Annotated in this window: 8 protein-coding genes; 5 read left to right on the top strand and 3 right to left on the bottom strand. The window is 71.6% G+C overall.

Annotated features, from left to right (window positions below; all coding sequences use genetic code 11):
* Positions 1-44: 44 nt before the first annotated feature.
* Positions 45-1352, bottom strand: a complete 1308-nt coding sequence (locus tag ACZ3KJ_RS08235; protein WP_467525572.1) for a polysaccharide deacetylase family protein — start codon at positions 1350-1352, stop codon at positions 45-47.
* Positions 1353-1691: 339 nt separating this feature from the next.
* On the opposite strand from ACZ3KJ_RS08235, the gene ACZ3KJ_RS08230 reads away from it, so the two are divergent.
* The 5 genes from ACZ3KJ_RS08230 to ACZ3KJ_RS08210 all read left to right on the top strand — a co-directional run bounded on the left by ACZ3KJ_RS08230 (position 1692) and on the right by ACZ3KJ_RS08210 (position 10242).
* The gene (locus ACZ3KJ_RS08230) at positions 1692-4340 is read left to right on the top strand and encodes a bifunctional SulP family inorganic anion transporter/carbonic anhydrase (protein WP_467525570.1); all 2649 of its coding nucleotides are present in this window, start codon (positions 1692-1694) and stop codon (positions 4338-4340) included.
* Between the two features lie 524 nt (positions 4341-4864).
* Positions 4865-6823, top strand: coding sequence for an acetate--CoA ligase (acs, locus tag ACZ3KJ_RS08225; protein WP_467525568.1), 1959 nt, complete (start codon positions 4865-4867; stop codon positions 6821-6823).
* A gap of 354 nt (positions 6824-7177) precedes the next feature.
* Positions 7178-8710 (top strand): Na+/H+ antiporter NhaA, encoded by a 1533-nt coding sequence (nhaA, locus tag ACZ3KJ_RS08220; RefSeq protein ID WP_467525567.1) that lies wholly within the window; start codon positions 7178-7180, stop codon positions 8708-8710.
* Positions 8711-8791: 81 nt separating this feature from the next.
* Complete coding sequence (locus ACZ3KJ_RS08215) at positions 8792-9280, top strand: phage holin family protein (RefSeq protein WP_389525098.1); 489 nt, start codon at positions 8792-8794, stop codon at positions 9278-9280.
* Complete coding sequence (locus ACZ3KJ_RS08210) at positions 9277-10242, top strand: alpha/beta fold hydrolase (protein ID WP_467525564.1); 966 nt, start codon at positions 9277-9279, stop codon at positions 10240-10242. The genes ACZ3KJ_RS08215 and ACZ3KJ_RS08210 overlap by 4 nt, the downstream gene beginning before the upstream one ends.
* A 702-nt stretch (positions 10243-10944) precedes the next feature.
* Here the strand turns inward: ACZ3KJ_RS08210 and ACZ3KJ_RS08205 are convergent.
* Positions 10945-12144, bottom strand: coding sequence for a MarP family serine protease (locus tag ACZ3KJ_RS08205; protein WP_467525562.1), 1200 nt, complete (start codon positions 12142-12144; stop codon positions 10945-10947).
* Positions 12145-12157: 13 nt separating this feature from the next.
* Positions 12158-12853, bottom strand: coding sequence for an NUDIX hydrolase (locus tag ACZ3KJ_RS08200; protein WP_467525560.1), 696 nt, complete (start codon positions 12851-12853; stop codon positions 12158-12160).
* Between the last annotated feature and the right edge of the window lie 49 nt (positions 12854-12902).

Here is a 12902-nt window from a genome sequence, read left to right as displayed (position 1 = left end):
CACGCGCCCCGGCCCGCCCGGCGCGCCGAGCGCCCGCCCGGCGCCTACTGCCGGGCCGGCGGCGCCCCGGGCACGCCCTTCGGGGCCGGGGCGGGGTGTCCGGAGAGGAACGTCTCCCATCCCTGCCTCGGGGACTCGCCGACCCCCAGGGTGCGCAGCTTGGCCAGGACCCGAGGTTCCTGGGCGTCCAGCCAGTCGGCCAGTTGCCGGAAGGAGACACAGCGCACGTCCTCCTTGGTGCAGACGGTCTCCACGACCTCCTCGACGGCGCGCATGTAGGCGCCGCCGTTCCAGGACTCGAAGTGGTTGCCGATGATCAGGGGCGCGCGGTTGCCGTCGTAGGCGCGCCGGAAGCCGCCGAGCAGGCCGTCGCGCATCTGGTCTCCCCAGTAGGCGTGCTTGTCGGGGTCGCCCTGGGTGGCGGTGCCGGACTGGTTGACCATGAAGTTGTAGTCCATGGTGAGCTGCTCGTACGAGTGGCCGGGGAAGGGCACGAGCTGCATCGACAGGTCCCACAGGCCCTGTTGCTTCTCGGGCCACACCTGGTTGTTGACACCGCTGGTGTCGTAGCGGAAGCCGAGGTCGCGGGCCGCCTTCATGAAGTTCTCCCGGCCTTCGAGGCAGGGGGTGCGGGCCCCGATGAGCTCCTTGTCGTAGTCGAAGGGCAGCGGCGCCGCCGTCTTCATGCCGGTGTTGCCCTTCCAGGTCTTCACGAACTGCTTGGCCTGGGCGATCTCGTCCTTCCACTCCTCCACCGACCACTCGCCGACCCCGCCGCCCTTGCCGCAGAAGTGGCCGTTGAAGTGGGTGCCGATCTCGTTGCCCTCCAGCCAGGCCAGGCGCAGTTGCTTCACGGTGGCGGCGATGCCCTGACGGTCGTTGAAGCCGATGTCCGAGCGGCCCGGCGAGTGCTGGGGCGGCTTGTAGAGGTCGCGCTTGTCGTCCGGCAGCAGGTACACGCCGCTGAGGAAGTACGTCATCGTGGCGTTGTTCTCCTTGGACACCTTGCGGAAGTGCGAGAACAGCCGCTGGCTGTCCTCGCCGGCACCGTCCCAGGAGAAGACGACGAACTGCGGCGGCTTCCGGCCCGGCTTCAGGCGTTCCGGTCTGGGCAGGTACGGCTGGGCACCGGTGAAGGCGGTGGAGCCGTCGCCGATGAGGCGGATCGCGCCCTCGGGGGCCGGGGCCTGCTCGCCCTTCCGGGGAGCAGGGGCCCACTCGCCCCGCTGCGGGCCCGGCGCTCCTTCCCGGGGACCGTCGGTCCCGCCGGTTCCTGTCGTGCAGCCCGCAAGCGATACGGCGACGGCCGCGGCAACCGCGGCGCCCGCAGCGATCCTCTGGGTGGCGGCCATCTTCCGCCCACCTTCTTCCTTCTCTCAGGCCGACACCGACAGGGGCGTTCGGCGGGTGGCATGTCGGGAGGAGCCGACAGCGCCGCCAAGGTCGCATGGGACCGAGAAGGAATTAGTACGACAAGCCGATAAAAGACTTGCTTCACCCCTCTGGGTGATCTATTGACCCATTTGCCGGGAAAGTCCATGCTTGGCCTTTACTCTGCATTACGATCTATTTACTGAGCGTTGATTCTTCATCCCGCCACTGCACGCCGTGACCCACGGCCGCGACCGCCCCCGCCACCGGCGGGGGACCACCTGTTCCGCGACCGCGCTGCCCCGGAGGAGACGGGAAACATGTCAGCCTGCGTCCCCACCCGCACGTCCGACTCGTCGCACACCCAGTACGTCCACCCACCGCACAGCCCCCCACCGCCCCGGCGGCGCCGCTTCCACGTAGCCGGCGCCGACGTGTCGGCCTCCATCGCGGTCTTCCTGATCGCCCTGCCCCTGTCCCTCGGCATCGCCCTCGCCACCGGCGCGCCCCTGCAGGCCGGTCTCGTCGCGGCCGCCGTCGGCGGGATCGTCGCCGGGCGGTTCGGCGGTTCGCCGCTCCAGGTCAGCGGCCCCGCCGCCGGACTGACCGTCGTCACCGCCGACCTCATCCACCGCTACGGCTGGCGGACGACGTGCGCCATCACCGTCCTCGCCGGACTGGCCCAGCTCGGCCTCGGATGCCTGCGTGTGGCACGCAGCGCCCTCGCCGTCAGCCCCGCGATCGTGCACGGCATGCTCGCCGGCATCGGCGTCACCATCGCCGTGGCCCAGCTCCACATCGTCCTCGGCGGCAGCCCGCAGAGCTCCGTCCTGGACAACGTCCGTGCGCTGCCGGCCCAGTTGGCGGCCCTCCACCCCGCCGCCGTCGCCGTCAGCGCCCTCACTCTCGTCCTGCTGCTGCTCTGGCCCCGCCTGCCCGGCCGGGTGGGCAGGCTGCTGCGCACGCTGCCCGCGGCACTCGTCGCCGTCGCCGGGGCCACCGCGACCGCCGCACTCGCCGACCTGACCCAGCCCAGGGTCGAGCTGCCGTCCTGGAGAAGTCACGCCCTGGCCGGGCTGCCCGACGGGCCGGTGCTCGGTCTCATCACGGCCGTGCTCACCATCACGCTGGTGTGCAGTGTGCAGTCGCTGCTCGGCGCGGTCGCGGTGGACAAGCTGATCGCCTCCCGCCCCGGGCCGTCCGCCCGGGTCGGCCGCTCCGACCTCGACCGCGAGCTGCTCGGGCAGGGCTCCGCCAACATCGTCTCCGGCGCCCTCGGCGGACTGCCCGTCGCCGGCGTGGCCGTGCGCAGTACCGCGAATGTCCGTGCCGGTGCGATGAGCCGGAACTCCACGATGCTGCACGGCGTTCTCGTAGTAGTCGCCGCGCTGCTGATGGTCCCGGTCCTGGAGTTCATCCCGCTCGCCTCGCTCGCCGCCCTGGTGATGGCCGTCGGCATCCAGATGGTGTCCCTGCACCACATCCGCACGGTGACCCGCCACCGAGAGGTGCCGGTGTACGCCGTCACCATCCTCGGCGTGGTGCTCCTCGGCGTCCTGGAGGGCGTGGCGCTGGGGATCGCCGTGGCCGTCGCCGTATCCCTGCACCGTCTCACCCGCACCCGCATCACCCACGACGAGAGGGAAGGAGTCCATCACTTGCACGTACGAGGACAGTTGACGTTCCTCGCGGTGCCCCGGCTCAGCCGCGCCCTGCACCTGGTGCCCCACGGCTCCCCGGTCGTGGTCGAGTTGGACGGGTCCTTCATGGACCACGCGGCGTACGAGACGCTCCAGGACTGGCAGAAGACGCACACCGCACAGGGAGGTTCCGTCGAGCTGACCGGCCGCAGCCCCGGCAGCGGGGTGAAGGTCGCCGAGCCCACCGCCGTCGAGGCCACCGGCTCCGACCCGGTGACGGGCGACCCCAGAGCCGGCTGCCGATGCCGTCCGTGGACGCCTTGGCGCAACCATCAGTGCGAGGTCCCGCCGTCCGCACCCTCGTCCTCGCCCGTCGACCGGGCCGACGGGGAGCCGGAGGAGCGACCGTCGGCCCGGCAAGCGGGCGGTCGGCCGGAGGGACCGACCACGTCCGACGCGGGAGAGGAGACGGGCGGTTCGGAGAAGACCACCACACCGACGTCCGAGGAGCCGGCCGTCCCGACCGTCCCGGGCAGAGCCACCGGCTCAGGACCGACCGCTCCGGGCAGGCCGGCCGCCTCCCGACCGACCACCCCCGGCGGGTCGGCCGAGTCCGGACCGACCGCCCCGGCCAGATCCACCGAATCCGAACCGAGCGCTCACCAACTCGTACGGGGGATCAACGCATTCCACCGGAACACCGCCCCGCTGGTGCGAGGTGAACTGGCGCGGCTGGCCCGCGAGGGGCAGCAGCCGTCCCAGCTGTTCCTCACCTGCGCCGACTCACGGCTGGTCACGTCGATGATCACCTCCAGTGGTCCCGGCGACCTGTTCGTCGTGCGGAACGTGGGCAATCTGGTTCCGCCCCCCGGCGAGGAGAGCGGGGACGACTCGGTGGCGGCCGCCATCGAATACGCGGTGGACGTGCTCAAGGTGCGGTCCATCACGGTGTGCGGGCACTCCGGGTGCGGGGCCATGCAGGCCCTCCTCGCCTCCGAACCGGGTGCGGCGCAGACCCCGTTGAAGCGATGGCTGCGACTCGGGCTGCCGAGCCTGGAGCGGATGGCCGACGCCGGCCGCCCCTGGGTCCGGCTGGCCGGGCGGGCGCCCGCCGACGCGGTCGAGCAGCTCTGCCTGATCAATGTGGTCCAGCAACTGGACCACCTGCGCGGCCATGAGTCGGTGGCCCGGGCGCTGCGGGCCGGGGCGCTGGAACTGCACGGGATGTACTTCCACGTGGGCGAGGCACAGGCGTATCTGCTCGCAGAGGGAGACAAGAGCGACGGCGAGGTGTTCGACCATGTGGGGGTGATGGACGTGTCGGCGTGAACCCGGCGCCGGTGTGCGGCCCCGTCGGGGCGCGGTCGCACACCGGCTCCGTCACCGGCCCGGCGCTGGGGTCACAGCTCCATCCGCGCAGGCGACAACAGCTTGTCCTTGAGCACGTGGACGGTTCCGGTTCGGGCCATGCAGGGGTTCCCCGGCACGCCGGGTTCCGCGGCCCACGCCGACGTGACGGCGGAGCGCTGCTCCCACCCTGTCCCGCCGGGCCGCCCTCGCCCAGGCGGCGCTTCACTGGTCCTGGGGTTGGGGATGTGAAAGGCGGCACAGAGGCTGAACTCGGCCCGGTCGGCGTCCGTGGCTACGGATGACCCCCGGTCGACGGTCGGGGCCGGCCACGGGAAGCGAGCCGAGAACACGGTCCACAGGTCTAAACCATTTGTCCGTCGCCCCTTGTCACCGGGCCCCCGGGTCTGATGAGGTGTGGCCTGGGACACATCGGACACCCTGCGAGAGGGAGATGTCGTGAGCAACGAGAGCCTGGCCAACCTGTCCGGGAAGGAGAGGGAACAGTGAGCGAGTCGTCCTCCCTTTCCAACCTGCTCAAGGAGGAGCGCAGGTTCGCGCCCCCCGCCGACCTGGCGGCGCACGCCAACGTGACGGCGGAGGCGTACGAACAGGCCAAGGCTGACCGGCTCGGCTTCTGGGCCGCGCAGGCCCGCCGGCTGACCTGGGCCAAGGAGCCGACGGAGACGCTGGACTGGTCGAACCCGCCGTTCGCCAAGTGGTTCAAGGACGGCGAACTCAACGTCGCCTACAACTGCGTGGACCGGCACGTGGAGGCCGGGCACGGCGACCGGGTCGCGATCCACTTCGAGGGCGAGCCCGGCGACAGCCGCGCCCTCACCTACGCCGAGCTCAAGGACGAGGTCTCCCGGGCCGCCAACGCCTTGCTGGAGCTGGGGGTCCGCAAGGGCGACCGGGTCGCCGTCTACATGCCGATGATCCCCGAGACGGCGGTCGCGATGCTGGCGTGCGCCCGCATCGGCGCCGCGCACTCGGTCGTCTTCGGCGGTTTCTCGGCGGACGCGCTGGCGACCCGCATCCAGGACGCCGACGCCAAGGTCGTCATCACGGCGGACGGCGGCTACCGGCGCGGCAAGCCGTCCGCGCTCAAGCCGGCCGTCGACGAGGCGGTCGCCAAGGTCGACAACGTCGAGCATGTGCTCGTGGTCCGCCGCACCGGCCAGGACGTCGCGTGGGACGGCGGCCGCGACCAGTGGTGGCACGAGATCGTCGGGCGGCAGTCGGCGGAGCACACGCCGGAGGCGTTCGAGGCCGAGCACCCGCTGTTCATCCTCTACACCTCCGGCACCACGGGGAAGCCGAAGGGCATCCTGCACACCTCCGGCGGCTACCTCACCCAGACCGCGTACACGCACCACGCCGTCTTCGACCTGAAGCCGGAGACGGACGTCTACTGGTGCACCGCCGACGTCGGCTGGGTCACCGGACACTCCTACATCGTGTACGGGCCGCTGGCGAACGGCGCGACGCAGGTCATGTACGAGGGCACCCCGGACACCCCGCACCAGGGCCGCTTCTGGGAGATCGTCCAGAAGTACGGCGTGACGATCCTGTACACGGCGCCGACCGCGATCCGTACGTTCATGAAGTGGGGCGACGACATCCCCGCGAAGTTCGACCTCTCCAGTCTGCGCGTCCTGGGGTCCGTCGGGGAGCCGATCAACCCCGACGCCTGGATCTGGTACCGCAAGCACATCGGCGCGGACCGCACTCCCGTCGTCGACACCTGGTGGCAGACCGAGACCGGCGCGATGATGATCTCGCCGCTGCCGGGCGTCACCGAGGCCAAGCCCGGGTCGGCCCAGCGCCCGCTGCCCGGCATCGCGGCGACCGTCGTCGACGACGAGGCGAACGAGGTACCCGACGGCGGAGGCGGCTACCTGGTCCTCACCGAGCCGTGGCCGTCCATGCTGCGCACCATCTGGGGCGACGACCAGCGCTTCCTCGACACGTACTGGTCGCGCTTCGAGGGCAAGTACTTCGCCGGCGACGGCGCGAAGAAGGACGACGACGGCGACATCTGGCTGCTGGGCCGGGTGGACGACGTGATGCTCGTGTCGGGCCACAACATCTCCACCACCGAGGTGGAGTCCGCGCTGGTCTCCCACCCGGCGGTGGCCGAGGCGGCCGTCGTCGGCGCGGCGGACGAGACGACGGGCCAGGCGATCGTCGCCTTCGTGATCCTGCGCGGTACGGCGTCGGAGGACGCGAGCCTCGTCGACGACCTGCGCAACCACGTCGGTGCCACGCTCGGCCCCATCGCCAAGCCGAAGCGCATCCTCCCCGTGGCCGAACTGCCGAAGACCCGCTCCGGCAAGATCATGCGCCGTCTGCTGCGGGACGTCGCCGAGAACCGCCAGGTCGGTGACGTGACCACGCTCAGTGACTCGACGGTCATGGATCTCATCCAGGCCAAACTGCCGGCGTCACCGAGCGAGGACTGAGCGGCCACGACGGCTGAGCCCGTCGCCTGCCCGTCGACCGAGAACGGCGGCTGAGAACGGCGGCCGAGCCCGTCGACTGAGAAGGGCAGCCGAGAACGGCGACGGGTGCCCGGGGACGACTGAGAACGGCGTCCCCGGGCACCCGGTGCATCCGTGCATCGGTGCATCCGTGCATCGGTGCATCGGTGCATCGGTGCATCGGTGCATCGGTGCATCGGTGCATCGGTGCATCCGCGCATCGGTGCACCACGGCGTGCCCCCCTTCACGCCCCTTACGTAAAATGAGCGAACAGGTGCGCCGGGAAGTCTGGTCGGCAGGTGTTCCGTCCTGCCCACCGACCGGAGGTCTCCGCCGTGACCGCGCCGCCCCGCACCCCCGCCCCCCGCAAGGCCCTCGGACGGCTGTCCCTCCCCGAGCGGACCTACGTCGCGGACGCGCTCCGCACCGAGACCGTCGGTGGTGTGATCCTGCTCGTCGCCGCCGTCGCCGCGCTGATCTGGGCGAACGTCCCCGCCCTGCACGACAGCTACGAGAGCGTCAGCCACTTCCACCTCGGCCCCGAGGCCCTCGGCCTGAACCTGTCGATCGCGCACTGGGCCGCCGACGGCCTGCTCGCCGTCTTCTTCTTCGTCGCCGGCATCGAGCTCAAACGTGAGCTGGTCGCCGGTGACCTGAGGGACCCCAGGGCCGCCGTGCTGCCCGTGGTGGCCGCCCTGTGCGGGATGGCCGTACCGGCGCTGGTCTACACGCTGACCACTCTCACGGGCGGGGGAGCGACCGACGGCTGGGCGGTGCCCACCGCCACCGACATCGCCTTCGCGCTGGCCGTGCTCGCCGTCATCGGCACCTCGTTGCCGAGCTCCCTGCGGGCCTTCCTGCTCACGCTCGCCGTCGTCGACGACCTGTTCGCGATCCTGATCATCGCGGTCTTCTTCACGGAGTCCCTCGACTTCGCCGCGCTCGGCGGCGCGGTCGCCGGGCTCGCGCTGTTCTGGCTGCTGCTGCGCGCGGGCGTACGCGGCTGGTACGTGTACGTTCCGCTCGCGGTCGTGATCTGGGCGCTGATGTACAACAGCGGCATCCACGCCACCATCGCCGGCGTCGCCATGGGCCTGATGCTGCGCTGCACCCTCCGGGAGGGCGAGGAGCAGTCTCCGGGTGAGCGCATCGAGCATCTCGTGCGCCCCTTCTCCGCAGGCCTTGCCGTTCCGCTGTTCGCCCTGTTCAGCGCCGGTGTGGCGATCTCGGGCAGCGCGCTCGCGGATGTGTTCTCCCGGCCGGAGACCCTGGGTGTCGTCCTGGGTCTCGTCGTCGGCAAGACGATCGGCATCTTCGGCGGGTCGTGGCTCACGGTCCGGTTCACCCGGGCCTCCCTCAGCGAGGACCTCGCCTGGGCGGACGTCTTCGCCGTCGCGTCGCTCGCCGGCATCGGCTTCACCGTCTCCCTGCTCATCGGGGAACTGGCGTTCGAGGGTGATCCGGCCCTCACCGGCGAGGTCAAGGCCGCCGTCCTGACGGGCTCACTGATCGCGGCGTGCCTGGCGACCGTCCTGCTGAAGGTGCGCAACGCCGGGTACCGCCGGATGAGCGAGGAGGAGGAGCGCGACGACGACCTCGACGGCATCCCGGACGTCTACGAACAGGACGATCCGGCGTACCACCTGCGCATGGCCGAGATCTACGACCGCAAGGCCGCCGAACACCGGCGGATCGCCGAAGAGCAGACCGGGGTGACGTCCGGGGTGACGTCCGGGGTGACGTCCGGGGTGACGTCCGGGGTGACGTCCGGGGCGCCGTCCGAAAAGCCGTCCGGAGAGCCGGCCCCACGCCACAGGCGGGCCGAAGTCGCGGGCGGGGCGGGCGAGGAGGGCGACCGTCCGGCATGATCTGACGGGACGGTACAAAAGACGGGACCGTACGCAGTCAGGCAGAAGACGGCGGAACCGTACAAGACGAGGGAGACCGCGATGAGCGCACCCGACGGCAGCCCGGTCGGCGCCGAACGAAGCATCGGCCAGCTGTTCGCCTCCGCGACGACCGAGATGTCGGCGCTGGTGCACGACGAGATCGCGCTGGCGAAGGCGCAGCTCAGGCAGGACGTCAAGCGGGGCGCGACGAGCGGCGGCGCGTTCTCGCTGGCCGGGGCGATCCTCCTCTTCTCCCTGCCGATGCTGAACTTCGCCCTCGCCTACGGCATCCGGACCTGGAGCCGCTGGAACCTCGCCGTCTGCTTCCTGCTGTCGTTCGCGGCCAACGTCCTCGTGGCCCTGGTCCTCGTGCTGATCGGCGTCGTCTTCGCGAAGAAGGCCAAGAAGGGCAAGGGTCCGCAGAAGGTCGCCGCCTCGGTGAAGGAGTCCGCGGGGGTCCTGCAGAAGGCGAAGCCGCACCCGCGGCCCGAGCTCGTCCAGGACCGGGCCCCGCAGGCCATCGAGGCTGTGGCACGCTCGACGTCATGACGGACCCCGCGACGCCTTCGGCGCAGCCCGCCCCGGTGCCCCCCACGGCAGTCGTACGACCCGACCTGGTCGACGGCAGAAAGGTGACCCACCGGGAGGTCGCCGCGAACGGCGCGCGCTTCCACATCGCCGAGCTGGGCGACGGCCCCCTCGTCATGCTGGTGCACGGCTTCCCCCAGTTCTGGTGGACCTGGCGGCACCAGTTGACCGCGCTCGCCGACGCGGGCTTCCGGGCCGTCGCCATGGACCTGCGCGGCGTCGGCGGCAGCGACCGCACCCCCCGCGGCTACGACCCCGCCAACCTCGCCCTCGACATCACCGGCGTGATCCGCTCCCTCGGGGAGCCGGACGCCGCGCTGGTCGGCCACGATCTGGGCGGCTACCTGGCGTGGACGGCGGCCGTCATGCGCCCCAAGCTGGTCCGGCGGCTGGCGGTCGCCTCGATGCCGCACCCGCGCCGCTGGCGCTCGGCGATGCTCACCGACGTCCGGCAGACCGCCGCCGGCTCGCACATCTGGGGGTTCCAGCGGCCCTGGATCCCGGAACGGCAGCTGACCGCAGACGACGGGGAGCTGGTGGGCCGGCTGATCCGGGAGTGGTCCGGGCCGCGGCCGCCGGAGGACGAGGCAGTGGAGACGTACCGGCGCGCGATGTGCATCCCGTCCACGGCGCACTGCTCGGTGGAGCCGTACCGGTGGCTGGTGCGGTCGCTGGCCCGGCCGGACGGCGTCCAGTTCTACCGGCGCATGAAGCGGCCCGTGCGCGTGCCGACGCTGCACCTGCACGGCTCCCTCGACCCGGTGCTGCGCACCCGCAGCGCGGCCGGCTCCGGGGAGTACGTCGAGGCGCCCTACCGCTGGCGGCTGTTCGACGGGCTCGGCCACTACCCGCACGAGGAGGACCCGGTCGCCTTCTCCACCGAACTGGTCAACTGGCTGAAGGATCCCGAACCCGATCGGTGACGCGGTCGTCGCGCCCGGTATCCGGAGATGGAACACCTGTCCTACGAACAGCCACTTGCCCGGCGCATAGGCCAATTGGCCGCCCTCCAGGCGGTTATCGACCTTGGGGCGAGGGCACACGTCGGGGTATGGGCTGGACGCACGACTACAGTGACGCAGCACGCACCCGCCGCTCGGCCTCCGGCCTGAGCCCCCATGAGCGAGGTTACGCGCCGCAAGGCGGCGACCTCCGCGTGGGCATTCCGCGCATCCTGCGCCGCCGGGCCCGCTGGGTCTCGGTACGCCTGCGTCACCCGCGCGGCTGACCGACCGCCCCACCGCGTCACCCCCGCGACACGCCTCCCGCGGCTCCGTCCCGTACGGCGCCGTCCGGCGTCGCCTCGCCGGGTACAGCGCTCCCCCGGTCGTCGCACCTGCGCCTGCCGCGGACGCGCCGCCACGGGGCACGCATCACCCGCACGGGGCATGCGCGCAAGGCGCCCGCGACCCGTACGAAGCATGCACGGGCACCCACGCACGCAGAGGGCTTCCGGCGCGGGCACTGAGCCCGCGTGAGGCATCCAGCGCGGGGCACCGCATCCGCACGGGACAGGTAGCGCGGGCACCGCATCCGCACAGAGCATCGGCGCGGGTACCGAACCCGCGTGAAGCCTGTCCGGGCGGGCCGCCCGGCGTGAGGCCGCCCGGCGTGAGGCGGAGGGACTACAAGGCGCAGTTGTCGCTGTCGACTTCCTGGCCGGCGGTGCGCCCCTGGGCGATGTCCTGCTGGATCTCGTCCGCGGTGAGGGCGTAACCGGTGTCGGCGTCGTCGAGGGACTTGGCGAAGACCACGCCGTACACCTTGCCCTCGGGGGTGAGCAGCGGGCCGCCGGAGTTGCCCTGGCGGACGGTGGCGTACAGCGAGTAGACCTCACGGCTGACGGTGCCGCGGTGGTAGATGTCGGGGCCGTTGGCCTTGATGCGCCCGCGCACGCGCGCGGCGCGGACGTCGTAGGACCCGTTCTCGGGGAAGCCGGCGACGATCGCGCTGTCGCCGCTCGCCGCGTCGGCGGTGGTGAACTCCAGGACGGGTGCGTCGAGGTCCGGTACGTCCAGGACGGCGATGTCGCGCTTCCAGTCGTACAGCACGACGGTGGCGTCGTACTTGCGGCCCTCGCCGCCTATCTGGACGGTGGGCTCGTCGACGCCGCCGACCACGTGCGCGTTGGTCATGACGCGGCGCTCGCCGAAGACGAAGCCGGTGCCTTCCAGGACCTTGCCGCAGCTCTCCGCGGTTCCCATGACCTTGACGATGGAGCGCTGCGCGCGCGTGGCCACCGCGCTGCCCGCGAGCGCCGGGTCGGGCGGCTGCACGTCGGTGATCGGCTCGTTGGAGAACGGGCTGAAGACCTGCGGGAAGCCGTTCTGCGCGAGGACGGTGGAGAAGTCGGTGAACCAGTTGTCGGCCTGGTCGGGCAGTGCCCGGGACACCCCCTGCAACACCGTGGAGTTGCGGACCTCCTTGCCGAGCGTCGGCAGGGTGGTGCCGGCGAGCGCGGAGCCGATCAGCCATGCCACGAGCAGCATGGCGACGACGTTGACGAGGGCGCCGCCGGTGGCGTCCAGCGCACGGGCCGGGGACCAGGTGATGTACCGGCGCAGCTTGTTGCCGAGGTGGGTGGTCAGGGCCTGGCCGACGGAGGCGCAGACGATCACCACGACGACCGCGACGACGGCGGCCGTCGTACTGACCTCGGCGTTGTCGGTCAGCGCGTCCCAGATGACGGGCAGCAGATACACGGCGACGAGGCCGCCGCCCAGGAACCCGATCACCGACAGGATGCCGACGACGAAGCCCTGGCGGTAGCCCACCACCGCGAACCACACGGCCGCGACCAGCAACAGGATGTCCAGCACGTTCACGAGGGACACCCTGTCATGACCGCCAGTCGAGCGGGACCTGCTTCTCGCGGTCCCAGGGCAGCTCCCATCCCGCGTAGTGCAGCAGGCGGTCGATGAGTCCGGCGGTGAACCCCCATACGAGGGCGGAGGCGACCGTGAACGCCGCACCGCGGTGGCCCGAGGGGTGCACGGCCATGGCGCGGTTCGCGGGGTCCGTGAGATCGGCCACGGGGACCGTGAAGACGCGGGCCGTCTCGGCGGGATCGACCACGCCGACCGGGCTCGGCTCCCGCCACCAGCCCAGGCACGGCGTCACGACGAAGCCGCTCACCGGGATGTACAGCTTGGGCAGCACGCCGAAGAGCTGCACACCGGCCGGGTCGAGGCCGGTCTCCTCCTCGGCCTCCCGCAGGGCCGCCCGCAACGGCCCGTCGCCGTACGGATCGCCGTCCTCCGGGTCGAGGGCGCCGCCCGGGAAGGAGGGCTGCCCCGCGTGCGAGCGCAGCGAGCCGGCCCGCTCCATGAGCAGCAATTCGGGGCCGCGCTCGCCCTCCCCGAAGAGGATCAGCACGGCCGACTGCCGTCCCGCGCCGTCCTCCGGCGGCAGGAACCGGCTCAACTGGCGCGGCTCCACCGTCTCCACGGCCCGCACCACCGGCTCCAGCCAGTCCGGCAGCCCCGCCTTGCTGACCGTCACCGGCCCGCCGTGCGTGTCACTCGCCCTTGTCACCGAGACACCACCCCCGTCCTGCCGAGTCCAACGCCCGAACCCTCGTAGA

The sequence above is a fragment of the Streptomyces sp. NPDC003248 genome, assembly GCF_055563235.1.
The sequence above is the reverse complement of the archived record's forward strand: the minus strand, read 5'-3'. Positions and strand labels throughout refer to the sequence as shown.